Source organism: Vibrio genomosp. F10 str. ZF-129 (assembly GCF_000287055.2).
GTDB lineage: Bacteria > Pseudomonadota > Gammaproteobacteria > Enterobacterales > Vibrionaceae > Vibrio.
This window is the reverse complement of sequence record NZ_AJYQ02000089.1, coordinates 40,538-63,532: the sequence shown is the minus strand read 5'-3', so window position 1 is coordinate 63,532 and position 22,995 is coordinate 40,538. Positions and strand designations below refer to the sequence as shown.

Annotated in this window: 19 protein-coding genes; 7 read left to right on the top strand and 12 right to left on the bottom strand. The window is 44.4% G+C overall.

The features are described 5' to 3' along the window. Positions 1–232 precede the first annotated feature (232 nt). From A1QO_RS09125 to A1QO_RS09085, 9 genes are all read right to left on the bottom strand, one after another. Positions 233–649, bottom strand: a complete 417-nt coding sequence (locus tag A1QO_RS09125) for a hypothetical protein (RefSeq protein ID WP_017034287.1) — start codon at positions 647–649, stop codon at positions 233–235. Continuing rightward, the gene (locus A1QO_RS09120; protein WP_017041206.1) at positions 633–1,673 is read right to left on the bottom strand and encodes a formate dehydrogenase subunit gamma; all 1,041 of its coding nucleotides are present in this window, start codon (positions 1,671–1,673) and stop codon (positions 633–635) included. Before A1QO_RS09120 ends, A1QO_RS09125 begins: the two co-directional genes overlap by 17 nt. 12 nt (positions 1,674–1,685) lie before the next feature. Then, complete coding sequence (fdh3B, locus tag A1QO_RS09115; protein WP_017034289.1) at positions 1,686–2,294, bottom strand: formate dehydrogenase FDH3 subunit beta; 609 nt, start codon at positions 2,292–2,294, stop codon at positions 1,686–1,688. A gap of 11 nt (positions 2,295–2,305) precedes the next feature. Continuing rightward, on the bottom strand, positions 2,306–5,161 hold the full coding sequence (locus A1QO_RS09110) for a formate dehydrogenase subunit alpha (protein ID WP_017041205.1): 2,856 nt from the start codon (positions 5,159–5,161) through the stop codon (positions 2,306–2,308). Positions 5,162–5,171: 10 nt separating this feature from the next. Continuing rightward, entirely contained in the window at positions 5,172–5,378 is a 207-nt protein-coding gene (locus A1QO_RS09105) for a twin-arginine translocation signal domain-containing protein (RefSeq protein WP_017038589.1), read from the bottom strand. Positions 5,379–5,454: 76 nt separating this feature from the next. Further along, positions 5,455–6,087, bottom strand: a complete 633-nt coding sequence (locus A1QO_RS09100; RefSeq protein ID WP_017038588.1) for a TorD/DmsD family molecular chaperone — start codon at positions 6,085–6,087, stop codon at positions 5,455–5,457. Between the two features lie 9 nt (positions 6,088–6,096). Next, positions 6,097–7,869, bottom strand: coding sequence for a 4Fe-4S binding protein (locus A1QO_RS09095; protein ID WP_017041204.1), 1,773 nt, complete (start codon positions 7,867–7,869; stop codon positions 6,097–6,099). A 204-nt stretch (positions 7,870–8,073) separates the two neighbouring features. Continuing rightward, complete coding sequence (locus A1QO_RS09090; RefSeq protein WP_017041203.1) at positions 8,074–8,796, bottom strand: DUF3306 domain-containing protein; 723 nt, start codon at positions 8,794–8,796, stop codon at positions 8,074–8,076. Beyond that, positions 8,786–9,277 carry a DUF3305 domain-containing protein gene (locus tag A1QO_RS09085; protein ID WP_017033340.1) on the bottom strand — a complete coding sequence of 164 codons (492 nt, stop codon included), beginning with the start codon at positions 9,275–9,277 and terminating at the stop codon, positions 8,786–8,788. Before A1QO_RS09085 ends, A1QO_RS09090 begins: the two co-directional genes overlap by 11 nt. Positions 9,278–9,585: 308 nt before the next feature. Between A1QO_RS09085 and fdhD the strand changes: the two genes are divergently transcribed. Together fdhD and A1QO_RS09075 are read left to right on the top strand one after the other, a co-directional pair. Beyond that, positions 9,586–10,404, top strand: coding sequence for a formate dehydrogenase accessory sulfurtransferase FdhD (fdhD, locus tag A1QO_RS09080; protein ID WP_017038585.1), 819 nt, complete (start codon positions 9,586–9,588; stop codon positions 10,402–10,404). 167 nt (positions 10,405–10,571) lie between these two features. Further along, positions 10,572–12,458: a methyl-accepting chemotaxis protein gene (locus tag A1QO_RS09075; RefSeq protein ID WP_017041202.1), complete on the top strand. Its 1,887-nt coding sequence runs from the start codon at positions 10,572–10,574 to the stop codon at positions 12,456–12,458. A gap of 132 nt (positions 12,459–12,590) precedes the next feature. Here A1QO_RS09075 and A1QO_RS09070 read toward each other — a convergent pair whose 3' ends face one another. The 3 genes from A1QO_RS09070 to A1QO_RS09060 form a co-directional block, all read right to left on the bottom strand. Next, positions 12,591–14,186, bottom strand: a complete 1,596-nt coding sequence (locus tag A1QO_RS09070) for an ABC-F family ATPase (RefSeq protein ID WP_026026714.1) — start codon at positions 14,184–14,186, stop codon at positions 12,591–12,593. A gap of 153 nt (positions 14,187–14,339) precedes the next feature. After that, on the bottom strand, positions 14,340–16,424 hold the full coding sequence (locus A1QO_RS09065) for a HAMP domain-containing histidine kinase (protein WP_017039235.1): 2,085 nt from the start codon (positions 16,422–16,424) through the stop codon (positions 14,340–14,342). Positions 16,425–16,497: 73 nt separating this feature from the next. Further along, the gene (locus A1QO_RS09060) at positions 16,498–17,952 is read right to left on the bottom strand and encodes a sigma-54-dependent transcriptional regulator (protein ID WP_017033345.1); all 1,455 of its coding nucleotides are present in this window, start codon (positions 17,950–17,952) and stop codon (positions 16,498–16,500) included. A 242-nt stretch (positions 17,953–18,194) separates the two neighbouring features. Here A1QO_RS09060 and A1QO_RS09055 point away from each other — a divergent pair, with 242 nt between their 5' ends. The 5 genes from A1QO_RS09055 (at position 18,195) to A1QO_RS09035 (ending at position 22,971) form a co-directional block, all read left to right on the top strand. Continuing rightward, complete coding sequence (locus tag A1QO_RS09055; protein WP_017033346.1) at positions 18,195–19,013, top strand: substrate-binding domain-containing protein; 819 nt, start codon at positions 18,195–18,197, stop codon at positions 19,011–19,013. Between the two features lie 147 nt (positions 19,014–19,160). Further along, the gene (locus A1QO_RS09050; RefSeq protein WP_017033347.1) at positions 19,161–19,859 is read left to right on the top strand and encodes an ABC transporter permease; all 699 of its coding nucleotides are present in this window, start codon (positions 19,161–19,163) and stop codon (positions 19,857–19,859) included. Positions 19,860–19,869: 10 nt separating this feature from the next. After that, positions 19,870–20,586, top strand: a complete 717-nt coding sequence (locus tag A1QO_RS09045) for an energy-coupling factor ABC transporter ATP-binding protein (RefSeq protein WP_017041201.1) — start codon at positions 19,870–19,872, stop codon at positions 20,584–20,586. Next, positions 20,564–21,151 (top strand): molybdenum cofactor guanylyltransferase MobA, encoded by a 588-nt coding sequence (gene mobA, locus A1QO_RS09040; RefSeq protein ID WP_017041200.1) that lies wholly within the window; start codon positions 20,564–20,566, stop codon positions 21,149–21,151. The genes A1QO_RS09045 and mobA overlap by 23 nt, the downstream gene beginning before the upstream one ends. 2 nt (positions 21,152–21,153) lie before the next feature. Continuing rightward, positions 21,154–22,971: a bifunctional molybdopterin-guanine dinucleotide biosynthesis adaptor protein MobB/molybdopterin molybdotransferase MoeA gene (locus tag A1QO_RS09035; protein ID WP_431354863.1), complete on the top strand. Its 1,818-nt coding sequence runs from the start codon at positions 21,154–21,156 to the stop codon at positions 22,969–22,971. The last annotated feature ends 24 nt before the right edge of the window (positions 22,972–22,995 follow it).

The following is a 22,995-nucleotide window of genomic DNA, read 5'->3' as shown; positions in this document are numbered from 1 at the left end:
AAGACTAGCACTGTTCGATACGCTTCAGAAGTGTATGTCGTTAGACCATAGTATTATTTCCCTGACTTTACTGTGGGTTCTGTGAGCCAAAACAGAAAATAGGATAAGAACAACAAGATAAGAACAACAATAGAATTTCTTCTATTAAGCAAAAAATGAGGATGGTGTTGTAGCAAACACCATCCTCATTTTTTCATCTCAGTCAGTCGATCAGCGAGAAAGACGAACAATCTTATAAGTTGGGGCCTTTCATTGTCTGTAGAGGAAGATTAGCTTTTAGCTGCTTCATTCCTTTAAACATGCGCACGAACCAAATTAATATGGCGATGGCCGCTAAGGCAATCCCCACAATAGGTATGAAATAGGCGACAGAATCAATGATCGTACTGTTATACCAGTAGTCGTTGATGCCGATTAGGACCCCATTCGATGTTGCAATCGTCACGATCAGCACAACAAAAAACGTCAGATTTAAAAAGAAGCTACGAATTAACCCATAATAATGAGAAATCACCACCTCTGAATCTTCACCTTTATCAAGACGGTAACCTGCATAGATGATGGCGATAACACCCGAGAGTAAACAGGTTAACGGCGTGAATAAGCTTGCAACATAGGCAAACCAAATCCCCTTATGATGCTTGTTCATTGCTCATCTCCTTGACGTTTGCTTGCTTCTGCTCGCTTTTCTGTTCTTCTAGCATCACGTCTTCGTACCACAGATCATGGTGCTCTTTTGCCCATGTTTCATCAACTTCACCGGTGACCATCGCCTCTAACGCGCCTTCCATGCCAAACAAGCCTATGTAAATGTGGAAGACGAAGCCACAGATCAAAATAAGTGCTGATAACATATGGATAAGGTTAGACAGCTCCATATCGCGACGGGTTTGACCAAAAATTGGAAAGTCTAAGACCAGCCCACTAAAAGCGACCACTGCTCCAACGACAATAAGCAGCCAAAAAAGTGCCTTTTCTCCAGCGTTTGAAAATTCAGCCGATGGGTGGCTGCCTTTGTGTTTTCCTGCCATTCCACCGAACTTCATAAACCAGGTGACATCAACTTTGCGGAAAATCGATTTCCGCCACCACTTGAATAGGATTAGGATCAGCAACACACCAAACAGTGGACCCAAGTAGTTGTGGTACTGTTTGGCGAGCATAATCACGAAGCCCCAAAGTTCAGTTGGTACATAGGGTTTCAAAAAATGCTTACCGTAAACAAGCATTAGGCCACTAAATGCAAGGGTAAGAAATGTGAAGGCCATACTCCAGTGCAAAGCGCGATCTAAGCGAGTCCAACGTTTAATTTTTCTTCCAGTTCGTGGCTTACTTAACATGACTGGTCCAACAATAAGATAGGCAAGTGCAACCACTGAAATACTGCCAAAAATAGCAACAGCTCCAGCAGGAGACATCCACTTCTCTTTAAGGATGTACCAAGTCTGTCCAGGCGCACTAATCAGCACACCATGTTCTGGGAATTGTGACGTCGTAACGCCCTCTTCCCCAGCTCGAACTTGGCGCCAGAACTCAGCACCAGCCAGTTGAGTTATCTCGCGTTCTGAGACTGCTGGCTCCGTGTTGGCAAAAGCTTGAAATGATAACGAAGCGAGTATTGCGCCCACTAGAGACAGCAATACAAGAGACTTTCGTATTAAATCTAATCGCATACCTGGTCCCTGTTAGCTTTTGGTCGCATCAAAAGAGAGGTCTTCACCATTGGTCCAGCCTGCGTCTTTCGCCCCACGCTCAACAACCCTTTGACGGAAAATATCAGAGACCTTTTCAGCATCTCCGGCAAGCAGTGCTTTGGTCGAACATAAAGATGCGCACATCGGTAGTTTGCCTTCTGCAATACGATTTGCACCGTATTTTTGCTGTTCCTCTACGGAGCCAGATTCCGTTTCTGGGCCACCTGCACAGAACGTACACTTATCCATTTTCCCACGTTCACCAAACGCCGCTTGCTTAGGAAACTGGGGCGCACCAAATGGACACGCAAATAAACAGTAACCACAACCAATACAGAGATCTTTATTGTGAAGAACAATGCCATCTTCTGTATGCTCAAAACAGTCCGCTGGACAGACGGCTTTACACGGCGCATCGGTACAGTGCATACAGGCAACTGAAATCGAGTTTTCACCGGGTTCACCATCATTCAACGTAACTACACGTCGACGCTGAATACCCCATTCCAAGGCATCATCATTTTCATTTTTACACGCGGTGACACAGCCGTTACATTCGATGCAGCGCTTGGTGTCACAAAGGAATTTCATTTTAGCCATCTTTATTACTCCTAAGCTTTTCGAATGTTACAAAGGGTCACTTTTGTTTCCTGCATCTGTGTAACAGGATCATAACCGTAAGTGGTTGCAATATTTGCGGACTCACCAATCACATAAGGATCTGTGCCTTCTGGGTACTTGTCTCTCAGATCTTCGCCTTGGAACTTACCCCCGAAGTGGAAAGGAATAAATGCCAGACCTGGTTTTACTCTACGTGTCACCATCGCTTTCACATGAATACGGCCTTTTTCAGCGCCTTCAACCCACACCATGTCACCATCTTTAAATCCAATGTCGTTGGCATCTTTCGGGTTAACTTCTACAAACATTTCTTGCTGAAGTTCAGCTAACCAAGGGTTTGAGCGGGTCTCTTCTCCCCCACCTTCATACTCGACTAAACGGCCTGACGTTAAGATAATTGGATACTCTTGAGACTTATCTTGATCTTGGATTGATTTGTACATGGTTGGTAAACGGTAGATAGACTCACTGTCATCCCATGTTGGGTAATCGGCGACGAGATCTCGACGAGGTGTGTACAGTGGTTCCCGATGCAGTGGTACGCGGTCTGGGAAGGTCCACACAATTGCGCGTGCTTTCGCATTGCCAAACGGCATGCAACCATGCTTAATTGCAACGCGTTGGATTCCGCCTGAAACATCTGTTTTCCAGTTTTTACCTTCAGCAGCGAGTTTTTCTGCATCGGTAAGATCGTCCCACCAGCCTAAGCGTTTTAACAATTTGTCGGTAAATTCTGGATAGCCGTCTTGGAGTTCGCAATCTTTAGAATAGCTGTCCTCGGCAAGTAAATTTTTGCCCTCATATTCCACACCAAATCGAGCGCGGAAATTTCCTCCCCCCAACGCAACAGGCTTAGATGTGTCGTACAAAATATGCGTACCTGGGTGTTTCATGTCTGGAGTTCCCCAGCATGGCCAAGGTAACCCGTAAGTTTCTCCATGCGCTGGACCGCCCTCAGCTTCAAGAGAGGTTTTATGGAACGTATGCCAGTTCATGGTATGCGCTTTAATTCGCTCAGGGCTTTGACCGGTATAGCCAATGGTCCACATGCCGCGGTTGAATTCTTTTGTGATGTCTTCAATAACGGGCTGATTATTGTCAATTCTCACATTCTTAAATAGCTCATTCGCAATCCCGAGTTTCTTACTTAGCAGATACATGATTTCATGGTCAGGCTTGGATTCAAACAACGGCGGAATCACCTGCTCTCGCCATTGAAGAGAGCGATTAGAGGCGGTGACAGACCCCGTTGTTTCAAATTGCGTGGTTGCAGGAAGAAGGTAGACACCATCGGTTCGATCATTCATCACTGCAGCAACGGTTGGGTATGGGTCAACAATCACCATCATGTCCAGCTTTTTCATGGCCGTTCGCATTTCGACGCCACGGGTTTGTGAGTTGACCGCGTGGCCCCAATAGAACATGGCGCGGATATTGTCTTTTTGCTCAATATTTTCTTTATTTTCTAAAACGCCATCGATCCAACGAGAAACGGGAATTCCCATATTGTTCATTGGCAGCTTTCCTCGGTATTTGCCTTGGTCGAATCGGTTTTTCACCCATTCATACTCAAGGCCCCATACGCCCGCCCAATGCTTCCACGCGCCATCAGAAAGGCCGTAATAACCAGGTAACGTGTGCGAAAGAACACCAAGATCCGTTGCACCCTGTACATTGTCGTGACCACGGAAGATGTTGGCACCACCGCCAGACTTACCCATGTTGCCAAGCGCTAGTTCGAGAATACAATAAGCACGAGTGTTGTTGTTACCTGTCGTATGTTGGGTTCCGCCCATGCACCATACAATACAACCAGGGCGATTTTCAGACAGTAGTTTTGCGGTTTTGTATACTTCTTCTTCTGTTATGCCGGTCACTCGCTCTACTTCTTCAGGCGGCCACTTGGCGACTTCTTCACGAACCTCATCCATACCAAACACACGTTGGCGGATAAACTCTTTATCTTCCCACTGATTTTTAAACACATGCCATAACACGCCCCAGATAAACGCCACGTCTGAGCCAGGTCTTAATGATACATAGTGATCCGCTTTGGCAGCTGTTCTCGTACGGCGAGGATCGGCCACGACAATCTTACAGCTGTTTTTCTCTTTGGCGATTAGGATATGTTGCATCGCAACTGGATGCGCTTCAGCAGGGTTAGAACCAATAAAGAGCGCAGACTTACAATTGTGCATGTCATTAAAGGAGTTGGTCATCGCGCCATAGCCCCAGGTGTTTGCAACACCCGCTACGGTAGTTGAATGGCAAATTCGCGCTTGGTGATCGACATTATTTGTTCCCCATAACGAGGCCATTTTACGGAACATATACGCTTGTTCGTTGCTGTGCTTGGCACTTCCTAGCCAATAAACAGAATCGGGCCCTGACTCTTTACGAATCTCTAACGCTTTATCACCAATTTCATTAATCGCTTGTTCCCATGACAGCTTTTTCCACTTACCATTTTCAAGTTTCATTGGGTATTTGAGTCGACGTTCACCGTGTCCGTGCTCACGCAGTGCTGCCCCTTTGGCACAGTGCCCACCTGCATTAAATGGGTGATCAAACGCTGGCTCTTGCCCTGTCCATACTCCGTTTTGAACCTCCGCGTAGATACCACAACCAACGGAACAGTGGGAACAAATCGTTCGTTTAATCTCTGTTTTGGCATCGCTAGGGACTGATTTCGCTTCTGCTTTTTTCATCATTCCCGGTGCGAACAGACAAGCGCTTGCGACCGCGCCCCCCGCAGCCAAAGAGGAATTTTTCATAAAGGCACGACGACTCACACCAAATTGATTCTCTTTTTTAGTCACGCTATCTGAGCGTTTTGTTAATTTCATTGGTTTGCTCCTATAGCGAGTCGTAATAATCACGGATGTGCTGAGTTTCGTGGTACCCATCTGTTTCTTTTTGTTGGGGCGTTAACACCGCTTCTTCAGCCGATACTTTAGTGCTAACACCGGCGGCGACGGCACCCGCAACCGCAGCTGTTGTTAAGCCTTTCAAAAGGTCTCGTCGACCGGTGTCTAATGTGTCAGTGTCTTTTTTGTTGTTCATGTATTGCTTCCTTACCATGTTAGGGCGACTGAACGCTTTGGCGCTTCTTATAGGAGTTCGAATTAAGTTGATTGAATTAGGTTGATTGAATTAGGTTACTGGTATTATTGACATTAATAGTTAGTTTGCTTTTTGACCCCGCCCGCTTTTGACTGAATCGAACTTGTTCTACATGCAAAAACGCCTCAAGTAGCTGTGCGGCTTGAACGTAAAATTGGGCATGATTCGCTTGCTTTATTTGTTGCGAAAGAGAGGAATACCAAGGTGCTAGATGTGCATTAAAAAATGCCTGTTGCTCTGGGTCTTTTTGATTAATGAGTAGAGCCATCACTTCACATAATGCGGAAATATGGTCTTCAGGCTCTTTAACGCTTTCTTCACGTTCAAATCCCAATGCTTTTAGATCTTGGCGAAGTTGTGCGAGTGGCTTTTCCATTAATGACCCTGTCATATGCCAAGAACCGAATGGGACCACTTCGCCACGGCCAATACCGATGAATAACTCTTGATATTCGTCGTTCAGATTGGCTATTTCGCTAGTGCTAGCAGATTGCTTCAAGGCGTGCCACGCTTGTTGCATGGCACTGCTTTCTGTTTCTATATCTAGTGACGTTAAAAACGCAATGATTTCAGCACTCGGCGGCTGTCGAAACAGCGTAGCAATCAGTAAATAGATGTCAGCACGTATTTCTTGATGTTGATTATCCAAAATGCGCTCCTAGTAAGTGAGTTGTTTCGTTGGGTCGTCAGCCATTGCTTCGAAAACGTCTTTGACTCGACAGTCTTCGCACATCGCGATACGGTTAATAGCGACATCATCTGCAAACATAGAGTGACCGCGTAACCTATCTTGCAACATAGTTATCATCGATTGCGGGGCGAAAGGTTTGCTACAACGTAAACATTCGGCAGGCTTCTCGTGATGCAATACAATAGCTTTGTTACGCTGTTCTGAATCCCAATTGATGCGCGGTGACAATGAAAGCGCAGATTCAGGGCAGGCCTTCTCGCACATGCCGCATTGAATACAGTCTTGTTCGATAAAAAGTAGTGAAGGAGACTCACCATCGTGGTGAAGTGCTCGCGTTGGACACACGGCTACACACGCCATACATAAAGTGCAATCTTTTGATTCGCAATCAACGCTGCCATAGGGCGCACTTTCCATTAGTGGTGTTGTGTTTTCAGTGGGTTGATGATGACGAGTAAGGGTATCGAGTGATTCGAATAACCGATGACGTTTAGATCCACTCACCCCACCCATGATTGGGCTCAACACTTTCGTTTGTAAACTCGGTATTTGACGATCCGGGGTTTGAAGATCGAGAGTGTTCACCGCAGATGTCTGATCTTGCTGAGTACCTGAATCTGCCTTAACTCTGTGCATCGATTCTAAATACAAGATCTCTATGCAGTCAGAAGCGATACCCAATGGCGCTAATAGTGCTTGTGCCATGGCGACTTCTTTGGTTAAAACTCGAATAATCGTTGGGGGCATGTGCTGGTTGGCTGCAAAGAGCACCTGAGTCGCTCCATTGGTTAATGCGGCGAACCAAGTATCAATACCCACTGAGGGTAGTTCTTCTACCACGATCGGAATGACGTTATCTGGCAATTGTTTTAACGCCATGATGGTGTATTGTTCATGGCGGGCGCTGCAAAATAAGACAATTGGGTGCTCGCCACCCGCTTTGCGGTAATTCTCAAGCGTACGTTCTACAAATTGCTGTGTTTCTTCAGGATTGGGTAAGGCGTAACGAATGGCTTCTGTCGGACACGACGTTGCGCAAGTGCCTACTCCCTGACAGAGATAAGGGTTTATCTCAATGTTATAACCTGTTTTGTCACTGCCTATGCTTGAAAGAGCTCCAGCTGGACAAGCATCTACACAACGATCGCACCCTTTTACACCTCGTGAGCTGTGAGCGCATAAATCGGTATCTAATCGGAAGTACTTGGGTTTATCGAAGGTCCCCATAAGTGTTGGGATTTCCGATAGCGCTTGCTGCATGCTTGGGTAGCCCCTCCCGACAGGATAATAGCCCGGAACAGGCACTTCTTCTTTCATGATTCCTGTGAGCGAAAGATCGAGAATGACATCAAAGCATTCTCGGTTAACTGCGATGGTAGCGAGGTTTCTTTTACTTTCTGAGCGGAAACCTCCAGCGTTTAGATCGGCCTCACCATGATGGGATATATGGACGTGAAATGTCCCCAAAAAGCCTGACACTTCGATCGAGGACGAGAAATAAATGTTGTTACTTTCGCCTTTCTCTCCATCAGTAGAAAGCAGAGTCAACGAGGCCATGCTCGATAACTGTTTTGCTGTAGCCTGAATAATATCCGTCGGGCCGATAATTAAGGTGTGACCACCACTTTCGTAGCTTACGGTCGGTGGAATAAGATTCGTCAGTTCTACGGTATTTTCTATTGCGTAAGAACGGGCCTTTCCATTATTTGATGTCGCTTGTTGTAGTAATTCTTTTAGCATTGCTCGGGTCCATGTGAGAACAGGGATTCACATACAGTGCAATGCAATTAGTATTCCAAAAATTTTATTATTTAAAAACAATATGTTAAGAGTAAGTTGGATTGTATTTAAAACGAGGAGATAAGAACAGTAGCGAGGTGCGACATAATGTCGCACCTCGAATTTCTCGATTAGGTCAAAATGTACCTATTAATTGTAAGGTTACTATTTTTCTTCTAACGAATCGCTGAGTAAATCAGTATTTGATTCACTACCCAGCACAAGATCTGTTTCTGATGTGCCTAATGTTTGTTGTTTTACGTCGTTCGATGCACCACACTCAGAATTATCATCCTCCGAGACAGGTTCTAAGTCGGGGTCTGGTTGTGGTGAATTAGAATCCGACTCTTTTTGGACTGTCTCATCAGCACTTTCCTTCGATGTAGGCTTAATCCATTCCCGCAGTGATTGAGCGACGTCTTGGGATAAACTCGGAATGGCACTGTAGTCATGGTCATAATCATTGAGTGCATCGACATGATTAAACTCTTCACCACTGAACAGCGCCCTCAGTGCCGCTTTTTTTAGCAAAGGGTCGCTGTCACTCTTTAAGAGTGAAGCGATAGAAAGGGATCCTTCCTCAATAGAGTCTCTTTCATCCCGTTGGCTATCCTCTAATTCATCCGCAACAGAAACCGCGCTTCGTTCTTCCTGTGAGCTCTGACCCATTCCCTGCAACGATTGATTCGTTGGGGAGACATGGTCTATCGTGGCTTTGTTTGTTGTTTCTCTGTCTATTGTCACTTTGGCTAAGGGGTCATTTTCTGCTAGAACAACGGCTTCTGTTGCTATGTCACTTGCCTCAGGTAATGTTGTAGCCGATTTTTGTAAGGTCGATGCTTCAAGGTGTTTCTTGCTTGACCAACGTGATAAAAAGTTATTTGCCACTGGCTCTACCCGCCCCTTTACGCTTTTTCCTCTTCTGCTCTAACAATTCCCCATGCCGACCTATGTAGGCTTCCATCCAAGCTTGTACAGCCAATGGCATATCAGTAGAAAGTACGAGATAGTCGCCGTCCATGTATTGACTGGCGACACTTTGTGACGCCGTAAGTGTCACGACGGACTGAACTTCTGCATCATCAAAATTATCTAACACTAAGAATAATTTAGGCTGATTTGAACTCAAGTTAAAGCGATAGTCTGTTCTCTCATCTTTAAATAGCTCTAAAATGACCAGTGGGTTGTTGCTACTGGTTTCTGATTCGCACTTGTCTGGTGTGCGAGCGTTCAAATCAAAACCTTTTAATTGCCATTGAGTCGTTGTCCAAACTCCAGTGGTGATCTCATGCGATACTAAATGGCAGCGTATTGGCCATAGATTTTCATCTTTAACCAACTCTGTGTTGGGATAGTCGTTGTTAGACATGGTTCACCTATTTCACATTTACATGTTTATTGTGGTATTTATGGCACGATAAAAGCAATATTTACGCCACCTTTAACTTATTTATCTCAAGTACCGATTTTTGAGGTTACTTTGCTTCGACAAACATCAGTATTGACTTCCCTTTAGAGGAAATAGCTTAAAAACAATAGCGCATTGCAGCATGAAAGGTGTCACATGATTAAGAAATCTCAATGTGAACGCGAGAGCAGCATACAAAGGCTGTCATTTTTCACCATGCGCCTCTTTACTAAGGTCAACAGGCCCTAACCATAAGACAGGAATTTAGAGTGACTCAACCTAGTATTATCAAAACCCAAGAGAACCCAGTACAAACCATTGAAGTCGAAGTGTTCGATGAATATGGTGAGAAATTACTGAAACAAATCGCTTGTGAACGCCCTCTTACGGTTCTTCTAAATTGGAAAGAGATTGTTACCTTGATGACCCTAGGCTCACGCCCGGAATCACTTGTTCTCGGTTATTTAAAAAATCAGAGCTTCATCAAGGATCCTGATGCGATAGAATCGATCATTATTGACTGGGAAACGCACAGTGCAGCGGTGGTGACGAAAGAAGACACTTCTCAGTTAGAAAAGGCGTTGAAGAAAAAAACCGTCACCTCGGGTTGTGGACAAGGCACAATGTATGGAAACGTGATGAAGCAGCTTGAGGGTTACCAAGTTCCTCAAGTCAAACTAAAACAATCAGATATCTACTCTGCCCTCGAAGCCTTAACTCATTATAACGATACCTATAAAAAAGCGGGTGCCGTACATGGTTGTGCAATTTGTAACGCCAGCGAAGTGATTTCCTTTGTAGAAGATGTTGGCCGCCATAATGCGGTTGATACCTTAGCCGGAGAGCTTTGGTTAAACAAAGACACGGGTGCCGATAAGATTTTCTACACAACGGGCCGCCTAACTTCAGAGATGGTGATTAAAGTCGCGCAGATGGGAATCCCCATTTTATTGTCACGTTCAGGAGTGACCCAAATGGGACTGGATCTCGCGAACAAATTTGGCATTACGACTATCGCTCGCGCTAAGGGCCTGCGTTTTCAAGTATTTACGGGCGCAGAAAAAATCATCTTCGATGTTAAAGGCTAATTTCTCTATTTTTTGTCATTTTTTGCAGGTCGTTTAATTCAGCTTTCAACTTGCAAAACCATACCCAGCTGCTATTCGTTGTATATCCACTGTAATAAAAAGTTCACATAATAAGCTAAAAGTGGGTATTCAACGTCAATCTATCACCATTACTATGGGAGGTGCCTATGGCTGGGTCACCGAGAACAACGTCATTTCTACAAAATGTATCGATAAAAGCAAAGTTGCTAACAGTGGTTTGTACTTTAGTCATTGGCATCGTGAGCTATGCCCTGTACCAGCAGGCGAGCTTCTCTACTCTTGAAGACATTGAAAAAGCAGCAAAACAGAATCAACTTAGTGCGATAGATTTGTTAACGTTAAGGCGGCACGAGAAAGACTTTCTTTCTCGTAAAGATCCTAAATACGTCACCCGCTTTGATGAAACTTTCGAGCAGTTAGAGCAACGTGTTTTATTTTTGCAAGACACCCTTTCAAAATACGACTCTTCGGCCTTAGGTCAGCTCACCACGATCACTAGTACATTAAGACAGTATCAGGGGCAATTTCATCAACTAAGCAAGCAAGTATCGCTGCTGGGGATGGATCAACAGTCCGGTTTGGGTGCGAAACTCAATGATAATCGTCTAGGTCTTCACTATGCAGTCAAACAAACACAAAGTGCTGAGCTAGAGGCGAGCTATTTGGCCCTAGTGAAAGCCGACTTCCATTACCTTATCGCCCCTTCTCAAGAGGCTGTGCTCGATTTCGAAGCAGCTATCAACAATTTCACGTCCCGTTCATCAGCCTATACTCAGGTTTTAACTGAAATGGTTCGCTACCAGCAGTCATTTCTACGGTTTGTGGCTGAGAACGATGTTTATGGATTATCACCACAATTAGGTATGAGAGGTGCCTTAAGAACCAATGTACACGGAGCAGAAGAAGCTATTCATCAACTTCAAGAATCGATTAATGTGGTGGTGGATAGAACGAGAACGCAGGTAAAGACGGAGCTTAACGTCTTTGGTGCTGCATTAGCGTTTATTATTTCTGCGTTACTTGTCATCATTACCACCAGCATCACGAAGCGAATTGGTCAGATTACCCATTTAATGAAAGATATTTCGGAAGGCAATGGTGACTTGACTGTGAGAATGAACTCAACGGGCAACGATGAGCTCGCTCAGTTATCGAACTCGTTTGATCATTTTGTCTCTAAACTGCATAACAATATCAAAGATATCGCAGGTGTTATGCATGTGCTTAATGAGTGCTCATTGGCCTCAAAACATATTGCCACCGAGAGCATGAATAACGCTCAACAGCAGAAAATTGAATCTGAGTTAGTGGCCACGGCGGTCAATGAACTTGTGATGACGAGTAACGAAATTACAGCCAATATTGAAAGTGCCGCTGAAAATGCACATCTGGTTAAACAAGAGGCGGATAAAAGCTTGGATCTGACTAACGATGCGAGTAATAGCCTTCATATACTGACCAGTAACATCGAGAACTCTCAACAAATGGTCGCGGAACTTGAAAAACACAGCAGCGAGATTCACTCCGTCATATCAACCATTCAAGGTATAGCGGAACAAACTAACTTACTCGCGTTAAATGCCGCCATTGAAGCCGCGCGTGCGGGCGAGAATGGTCGTGGCTTTGCAGTGGTTGCTGACGAAGTGCGCCAATTGTCATTAATGACCAACAACTCTACCCAGCAAATTGAGTCAACAATAAATGGGTTAACAGCAGGTGTAAAAGGAACGATTGATTTAATGCAAAATAGCTTGGAACAGGCACACATAACCAATGATAAAACGGCACAAGCGGTCTCCGCAATTGGCTTGATTACCGAGCAGATCAGCGAGATGTTTGATATGAACACTCAAATAGCGACAGCATCCGAGGAGCAGTCGATGGTGTCGTCAGATATAGACCGTAATATTACGCAAATTGCTGACTTGGCAGGTAGCACGTACACCACGATTTCAGAATCAGCAGAGTGCAGTGTTCAGGTTAATCAGGTGGGGGAAAAACTGGAGCGTATTGTTGGCGAATTTAAATACTGAAGGCGAACTTAAATGCTTAAGGAACATTGGAATACTATCGATTAATGTGTATACCGAACAATATGAAATGCCATTATGAAATAGAAAAGCCCATCTTTGATGATGGGCTTTCGTTAATGGGGAACGTAACGATTATTTGCTTTCAGCAGCTCGGGCCTTAAGAAGCTCTGCATAGGTACCGCGGAAATCATGAATCATATTATCTTTGATTTCAAGAATACGGGTTGCAAGAGAGTCAACGAATACTCGGTCGTGAGAAACAAAGAACAGGGTTCCTTTGTAGTTCTCAAGCGCTAGGTTTAACGCCTCGATAGATTCCATATCCATGTGGTTGGTTGGCTCATCCATCAACAGAATGTTAGGTTTGTGCATCATGATCTTACCAAGAAGCATACGACCTTGCTCACCACCAGAAATTACTTTGACCGACTTCTTAATATCATCCTGACCAAATAGCATACGACCAAGGAAACCACGGACAACTTGCTCGTCTTCGCCTTCTTGACGCCATTGGCTCATCCAATCAAACAGATTCATATCATTTTCGAAATCATGAGCATGATCTTGGGCATAGTAACCAATGTTAGAGTTTTCAGACCATTTGTACTCACCGGTACGCGCTTCTAAGGCACCTGCTAGCGTGTTAAGCAGTGTGGTTTTACCAACACCATTCTCACCAATAATGGCAACACGTTCACCAACTTCAAAGATCGCATCGAACTTACTGTATAAGTCTTCTTCAAAGCCTTGTGATAGATTTTCCACTACTAGCGCATTACGGAACAATTCTTTTGATTGCTCGAAGCGAATGAATGGACTTTGACGGCTAGAAGCTTTGACTTCTTCTAATTGAATCTTATCGATTTGCTTAGCTCGTGATGTTGCTTGCTTCGCTTTAGATGCATTCGCAGAGAAACGCGATACGAACGTTTGTAGCTCAGCAATTTGGGCTTTTTTCTTCGCGTTATCGGTCAATAGACGTTCACGCGCTTGTGTTGCTGCCGTCATGTATTCGTCGTAGGTGCCAGGGAATAGGCGTAATTCACCATAATCCAGATCGGCCATATGGGTACATACAGAGTTTAGGAAGTGACGGTCATGGGAAATAATGATCATCGTACAATTACGCTGATTCAATGTTTCTTCAAGCCAAGCAATGGTATCCATATCCAAGTTGTTGGTGGGTTCATCAAGCAACATGATATGCGGGTCTGCAAACAGAACTTGTGCGAGTAGGACACGAAGTTTCCAACCAGGAGCCACCGCACTCATCAGTCCGAAATGCAACGACTCTTCAATACCAACGGCTAGGAGAAGTTCGCCTGCTTTGGCTTCGGCCATGTAACCGTCCATTTCAGCAAACTGGACTTCTAGATCCGCAACTTTCATGCCGTCTTCTTCACTCATTTCCGGCAGTGAGTAAATACGGTCACGTTCTAGCTTAACTTCCCAAAGCTCTTTGTAACCCATAATGACGGTATCAATCACAGTGAACTCTTCATAAGCAAACTGGTCTTGGTTTAGTTTAGCGACACGTTCATTCGGATCGTAACTGACGTTTCCACCAGTAGGCTCTAATTCACCGCTGAGGATTTTCATGAACGTTGATTTACCACAACCATTCGCACCGATTAAACCATAGCGATTGCCTTCGCCAAATTTGACAGAAATATTTTCAAAAAGTGGCTTAGCGCCAAACTGCTGGGTGATGTTCGCTGTGGAGATCAATGCGGTTACCTTCAATTTAATGGATGACATACAAACGGCGCAACGTTACTTGTTCGTAGCAAGAACTTCAAGTCTTGTTTGCTTTAGATCACATAAATTACACCGCAAACCTGGATAAATTTCAACTTTGTCCTTTATTTACTGACCGATACACTAAGTGAGTAATACTGAATGCGTATTGTCATCTTTCTTGGGTAAATAAACACTAAATACGCTGCCTTTCCCCAATGCCGACTCTACTTTTATTTGCCCACCGGATTGGCTGACGATACTTTGCGATACTGATAGCCCCAGTCCCGTGCCATCACGCTTGGTCGTATAAAAAGGGTCAAAGATGCGTTTCAAATGTTCAGGGCTAATACCACACCCTTCATCAGCAACTTGAATGACAGCGCCTTTGAGAACCTCATTTTCATACCAATCGTGACTCGAAATAGTAAGCGTCCCCTGCCCGTTCATTGAATAAATTCCATTCATCTGAAGATTAACTAACACCTGAAGGAACTGGTGGCGATTAACTTCGACGGAGGTTCGGGCATGCAAATCAGCGATAAAGGTAATGCCTCGTTTGTTCGCGCCAGTTTTAACAAGGGTCATACTTTCTTCTATGATCGGATTGACGCGTTCCCAATTGATTTCATCTTGTATGCCGCCCTGTCTGCTGTACTGTAGAAGGCTGCGGGTAATGTTTCGTATTCGATCAATTTGCTCCAAAATAGAATCAATTTCTTCTTCGATTTTTTTTGCATCATCACCAAGTTCTATTTTGATCAACTCCGCATTGCCAAGAATTACGGCGGTTGGGTTGTTTATTTCATGAGCAATGCCCGCGGTTAGCTCGCCTAATGCGGCCAGCTTTTCGTTAATGATGAGTTTGTCTCTTGTTTGATTGAGCAACGTGATGTGGTGCTCCAATTGAGCGGTTTTCTCTTCCAAGCTTGCGGTTCGGGTTTTGACTTTAACTTCCAGTTGCAATGCGGCCTGTTCTATTTCTATCTTTCGCTGCTGAAGAGAATCGAGCATATTATCGAACTGCCGAGCAAGTTGAGCTAACTCATGCTGCTCATCAAGGCCTAGCTCTCCTATCCTTTTGTCTTTTCCCAGTTGAATGAGCTTGACCACTCTATGAATGCGTTCAATCGGTTGAAACAGATCTCGCGATCCTCGGTACACTACATACCCCGAGCCCAATAGTAACGCCAGTGTCATCAGGCTGACTTCAATAATGTTGGTCATGTACTCTTTAAAAAACGGCCAGATCAAATAGCCGGTATACAGCATACCAATAACGCTATCTTGGCTATCCTTGATAGGTCGATACGCCGTGATATACCAAGCATCGTAGACATACGCGCGATCCACCCATTGTTGACCATCAATAAGAACCGCTTGCTTAACCTCCTCGGATACCCTTGTACCAATCGCTCTACCTACTTCAGTATCGCTGTCTAAAGGCACGTTGGTACTAACCCTCACATCATCAAGAAATACCGTTACCGTTCCTTTGGGGCGTCGACTGTCTAGTGTGTCGTTTGGATAGATAAGCTCTTTAATCTGGTCAACAAGAATGGTGCTATTGTTCAGTAACAGTCCCCCATCAAGATACCCAACGAGTTGATTATTGGAGTCTAGAATCGGAAGAATTGAACGACTTACCAACCCATCGGTTTTTATTTGACTCGATTCACCTATTTCACTTAATTCGACTAAGGGGATTTGCGCGTACAGGCTCAGATCACTCCCGAATGCTTCAAGCTGCTGTTGAGAGAAGCGGTCGAAAAAGGTGTGAGCAGTAGGAAGAACACCTGACTGCGATTGAATTGGAAAGATCTTTTTATCGAGCTCCTGTTGAGTTGATGATTTGGGAAACAGGTTCTTATTATTTGGGGAATCAGCAGCAGAATCGATCGGATAAAACGCGAGAAAATCGAGATCATAGCGATATCTTTGTGATTCGACCCATGACGTAAATTGTTCAGATGTAAAGTGACCATTTGAGTGCGTTTTATTCAGACCAATACGAAAATCGTAGGATTGAGAAAGTGACTCAATGGCCTTAGCTTGCTTTTGTTGAAGCAATGCGATGCTATTGTTTGCCACCCCTAGCCGTTCTGACACATCAACTAATGCGGCATTCCATGTGTAAGTAATAGACCAGTAAATCGTAATACCAATCAAGGAGATGAGCGTAAGAACAATGGGCGCAGAAGTGAGGATTAGCAGTCGATAGCGCACCATTGAATTAAATCGATAACGCCACTTCCCCAAGATATCCCGCCGAGTGCTATGCGTTGCTCTTGAAGAAGCGTCATTATTTTTCAAGTTCAGTTTCCTCTGTGAGCCATTCTTTGAATTTTCGCTCGAGTGTTTTCCTAGCCACCCCTAACTCACGTGCCGCCGCCGATTTATTGCCATCATATCGATCGACAATTTTGAGTATGTGGGCTCTTTCTACTTGTTTTAAAGACCAGGAATCTGGGTAACCGCTTTGACTGCCAGGACCTGTTGGTGAACTTCCATCCGTGCTGATTAATTCGGATTGTTCAGCTTCCACGTTCATCGGATGAACCGTCTCACCATTTAACTCACGCCAATAGTGAGCGGGAGGCTTGCCAAGTAAAATGCACCGCTCAATCAGGTTTTTTAGCTCTCGTATATTGCCTGGCCAGTTGTAATCGTTAAGTGCTGAAATATCTTCATAGGCCCAATTTGGTGTGGGCATGCTTAATTCACTGGTAAGCATTTTTGTAAAGTGAGGCACCAACTCTTTTAGGTCTGATTTCCTTTCTCTTAAAGGAGGAACGCTAATTTTTAGTACATTAAGGCGATAATAGAGGTCTGATCGAAATAACCCGTTTTTTACTTCCATTTCAAGATCACGGTTGGTTGCCGCAACGATACGAACATCAACGCTGACTTCTCTTTCGCTACCCACGGGTCGAATCGTCCTTTGTTCAAGCACGCGCAGCAACGACGCCTGCATAGTCAAAGGCATCTCACCGATTTCATCTAAAAACAATGTGCCCGCGTTAGCTACCCTAAATAGTCCTTCTTTGCTTTTCTTTGCGCCCGTGAATGCGCCAGAAGTGTGCCCAAACAGCTCACTGGCAAGTAGATCGGGTGTCATCGCGCCACAATTGATAGGAATAAAAGGCCCTGAGCGTTCACTGGCTTCATGAACTCCTCTTGCCACCAACTCTTTTCCAGTGCCTGATTCTCCTTCAATTAGCACCGATCCTTTTGATGGCGCAAACATCGCGATCATCTGTTTTAATTGCTGAGTTTTGCTGGAGTGGCCAATAATGCTCGTTGCGCAATGACGCAGCACATCACGCTGCAGTGCGTATTGCATCCTTTGGGCAAGTTTCTTTTCCATGCATCGCTGAACAGCTTGAAGCATCTGCTCTAGATTAAAAGGTTTAAGGATGAAATCACTAGCACCAAGCTTTAGTGCTTTAATAGCGGTTTCAAGATCCGCATACCCTGTCATAAAGATCACGTCGCAACGTTTGTCGGAATCGCTGAACGCTTCATGCCAATCAACACCGGATCGACCAGGTAAATTAATATCTAATACAATGAGGTCAAAATGATGTTCTGACCGAATCCCCTCTGCTTCTTCAATGCTGGCAGCGCACTGCACTGTCGAAAACCATTTACTTAACGCTTTTTTTAATATGGTTTGCATTCCAATTTCATCATCTACAACTAGAACTGAAAACGCACCGTATTTTTGATTATTGTTTGCATTGAGTAAGGACGACATAAGTATCTCGTGTATGAACAAAAAGTTACATCCGATTGTAGCAATGTTTTTCGATCCGACTGTGACTTATGTGCGACATTTTGTCCTTTCTCTCTCATAAGTTAATATTTATCTCGTTATTCTCATGTTTTTAATTGCAATAGCCTTGTATTTCAATAGATTACAAGTTGGCATTTGATTTGCTTAATAGGCATAACTTTTAAACCTATTTATGCATTTTATTATTCAACGGAATTATTAATATGGACTTCGCTCGTTCGGCTTTAATCACTGTGTCACTTGGCTTATTCAGTTTTACTTCTTACGCGGCTAACCAAGAGTTACCTCACGTTCGCTTAGCAACCACGACCAGCACATATCATTCTGGGTTACTCAATCATTTGTTACCTGAATTTGAAAAAGATACCGGTTATAAAGTGGATGTGATTGCTGCGGGAACAGGTAAATCCTTGAGAATGGGCGAAAATGGTGACGTTGATCTAGTCATGACCCACGCACCTAAAGCAGAAGCGACTTTTGTATCCTTAGGCTACGGTGTTCAGCCGAGAAAGTTGATGTATAACGATTTTGTGATTGTCGGACCTAAAGACGATCCCGCTAATATCGTCGGTGAAAACACCGTTCTTACCGCTTTTGAAAAAATAGCTCAGAAAAATGCGACGTTTATTTCCCGTGGCGACGACTCTGGCACTCACAAAAAAGAAATGGGCCTATGGGAACAAAGCAAGATCGACCCTAATTTCGGTGGGTATCGCTCTGTTGGACAAGGAATGGGGCCAACGTTAAACATGGCCGCTGAGATGCAAGGTTATACCATGACCGATAGGGGTACTTGGCTGGCTTACAACAACAAACTGGATCTCACCCTGCTTTTCCAAGGCGATAAAAAGTTATTTAATCCTTACCAGGTTATTCTGGTTAACCCAGAGCGCTACCCAAGCATTAATTATCAAGGGGCTAAGGTTTTAAGTGATTGGTTAGTCGCCGAAAAAGGACAAGCGCTGATCAATCAGTTCAAGCTCAATGGCAAGCAGCTGTTTGTCTCTAACGCGGCTGAATAGTAAAAACCTTAACCCAATAAAGTAATGCAAACCCCATTCTTCGCTGAAACGAAAACGGTCGTATTTAAACGAAAACAACTTTTTTAGCGAAGAAACTTTTTAGGCGAAGCGTCTTGGGATTTCAATAATGAAGAGAACAATAACCTCATGAGCCTTTGGCAAACAACGTTAGATGCGTTAGCGCTTTTATTCAGTCTTGATCATGAACTGTGGGAAATCGTAGCGGTATCGTTTAGCGTCTCATTGTCAGCGATCTCTGTGGTGTTACTTCCTGCTATCGTATGTGCGTTTGTCCTCGCGTACAGTGAATTTCCTGGTAAATGGTTTTTATTGTCTCTTATCAACACGCTTCAGGCTATCCCAACGGTCGTTATTGGGTTGCTCCTATATATGATGCTCTCACGAGCGGGGCCATTGGGAGATTTACAGCTCCTTTTTAGTCAAAAAGCGATGATTGTCGGACAGATGTTGATCTGTTTTCCCGTTCTGGTTTCAATGATGCACGGTTCATTACAATCGAGTGATAGACGCTCAGTTGAAACCGCCGTAACGCTCGGTGTATCACTCTACCGAGTCGCATTGACGGTCACATGGGAATTAAGGTTTCCACTAATGGCGGCTGTTGTTGCGGCGTTTTCTAGAATTGTCACTGAGGTCGGCTGCTCAATGATGGTTGGGGGAAATATTATGGGGCTGACTCGAAACATCCCAACCGCCATAGCAATGGAAAGTCACAAAGGCGCGTTTGCACAGGGTGTGGCTCTTGGTATTGTGCTATTAACGCTCGCATTGGCGCTTAATTCGGCAATGTCGATGATGCGTGGCAAAGGCTATTTACGGACCTAATGGAGGAGGTATGACGATTAAAATTACGACTCAACAACTTTCAATGCGTTTTAAAGATCGTATTCTTTTCCATATACCCGAGCTATCGATCGGCCCCAGTGATGTGGTCTACCTGAAAGGAGACAATGGTGTAGGTAAAACAACGCTACTTAAAATCCTTTCCGGTTTGGTTAAACCGAGTGCAGGTAACATTGTCACCCCCAATCGACACTGGTTAACACGATTTACCGGATGTGTTGGGTACAAAGATATTATCTATTTACATCAGACTCCTTACCTTTTCGATGGCACGGTTTATCAAAATGTTGTTTATGGGATTCGTTTTCAAAAACTCTCAAAAATAGATAAACGATCGCAGGTTATCACTGCCCTTAGAATGGTTGGTTTAGAGACATTAGCCGATGAACATATTTCGGTACTTTCAGGTGGTGAAAAGCAGCGCGTTGCGATGGCAAGAGCCTGGATACTGAAACCTTCAATCTTATTGATGGACGAGCCCAGCGCATCACTTGACCAGGAGTCGATTCACCGATTGGTCGTTATGGCGCAAGATTTAATCAATCGAGGCGCAAGTCTGGTCATTACGAGTCATCAAACTAATGCACTCACTCAATTATGTCGAAAACAATGGTGGATAAAAGATTCGACTCTTGTAGAGTCACCATTATTACAAATTATTCCAGATATAGAACAAGAGAGTTCATATGTTAACACCGGTGCAAACTAGCTGGGTCATCTTAGCTGGCGGACAAGCCACTCGAATGGGCGGGCATGATAAAGGATTGATTAATCTTGCTGGTAAACCGCTCATTGAACATGTGATAGCGAGGTTAGAGCCTCAAACGGATTCCATTAGGATCAACGCAAACAGAAACCTCGCCATTTATCAACAATACGCCTCGGTCATCGATGATCAGTTCAAAGGCTACCCTGGCCCGCTCGGTGGTATCCACGCAAGTCTTGGTAAATCAGAGACCGAATGGGTCGGATTTGTCCCTTGTGATAGCCCACTCATTAATCTCGATCTGGTCGAACGTTTCGAGAGCCAAATAACCGAGAGTGTCGATATTTTAGTGGCACACGACGGCGAATATAAACAGCCTGTCTTTACCTTATTTAATAAGCGCGTGTTACCTAAGCTTGATGCGTTTCTTGAGCGTGGCGAACGAAAAATCATCTTACTTTACAAAGAATGTCGCGTTGAATACGTTGATTTTAGCGATTCTCCAGATTGCTTTCTTAATTTGAATACCCCCGATGAACTGACCCAATTTGGAGCGATCGAATCATGAACATGCCTTCTATTCAATTACCACTGCTGGGATTTGCCGCCTACTCAGGGACGGGAAAAACAACACTGCTGGAAGCTTTGCTACCGAAGCTGGTTAACTCAGGATTGCGCGTCGGAGTACTCAAACACGCGCACCATGATTTTGATGTAGATAAACCCGGAAAAGACAGCTTTAGACTTCGAAAAGCAGGCGCTTCTCAGATGTTGATTTCTTCAAGAAACCGCCATGCGCTGATGACCGAAACGCCGGATTCTGAATCTGAATTTGATTACCTATTGACACGTTTTGATGTAAATAAGCTGGATTTGGTTTTAGTCGAGGGATGTAAAAATATCGCATTCCCAAAAATTGAGTTACACAGAGAAGAAGTCGGCAAGCCTTGGATCTACCCACATGACGAGAATATCATTGCCATCGCTGCGGACTTAATAGTTGATGCGCCATTGCCTCAGATGAGTATCGACGACATTGAAGGTATTGCGCAGTTCGTGCTGAGTTATGTAAACGATCATAATGAACAGTCTCATGACGACATAGCGAAACGAAACACAGCGATCAGTCAAAGTTCAGTAGCCCCTGTTATTTCAGCGTGTTGTGACACCTTGTCTCCTGCGTTTTTATCGGTTGAACAAGGAAGAGACAAGATTCTTTCAATGGTGTCTGGTGTCGAGTTACACGAATCGATAGCCATTGAACAATCGTATGGCCGCGTACTAGCAGAAGATATTACTTCGCCAATTAATGTGCCATCGTATACAAACTCAGCAATGGATGGCTATGCGATACGCGGAGACGATTTAGGGCGCTCTTTCTATAAAGTGGTCGCCGAGATACTTGCTGGTCATTCTTACGATAAATCATTAGACAAGGGTGAAGCGGTTAAGATAATGACGGGTGCACCGACTCCCGATTTGGCCGACACCGTTGTCATGCGTGAACAAGCATCATTAAACGGTGACACGGTCACTTTTGGTGATGCATCCATCAGCAGTAAACAGAATGTACGCCAAGCTGGTGAGGACTTAGCACAAGGAGAGGTTGTTTTTACTCATGGTACTCGTATTCAATCTCCTGAAATGGGTATGCTAGCCTCACTCGGTTTTGACAGATGCCAAGTTAACAAGCCACTCAAAGTTGCTATTTTCTCTACCGGAGACGAAGTACAGGCACCAGGAAGCAAGCAACAACCCAATACTATCTACGACTCGAATCGCTATACGTTAATGGGCCTATTGGAAACACTAGGCTGTGAAATCATTGATTTTGGTATTCTAGAAGATAATGAACAAAAAATGATAGACGCGTTGGAAATGGCCTCTAAACAAGCGGATCTTGTTCTTACCTCTGGCGGGGTTTCAGTAGGTGATGCTGACTATATAAAACTCGCCTTAGAAAAACTCGGTAATATTGATTTCTGGCGTATTAACATGCGCCCAGGTCGCCCTCTCGCTTTTGGTCATGTCGCCAATAAACCGTTTTTTGGCCTACCCGGTAACCCGGTTGCTGTAATGGTCTCATTCATTAATTTCGTTGAACCTGCGATCAGAAAAATGCAAGGGCAAGCCCACTGGCAGCCATTAAAAGTATCAGCGGTGGCAGAGGCCCCGTTACGTTCTAGGTTAGGCCGTACGGAATTTAGCCGTGGTGTTTATTCTATCGATTCTTCAGGTCAGTTATCTGTTCGTACGACGGGAAAACAAGGATCGGGTATATTACGTTCAATGAGCGAAGCCAATTGCCTGATTGAAGTAGCTCCTGCGGTTGATACAGTAAAAGTCGGAGAAAGCGTGACAATTATACCGCTTCAAGGCAGAATCTAGCCCCTATAACCTATGTTAACTAAG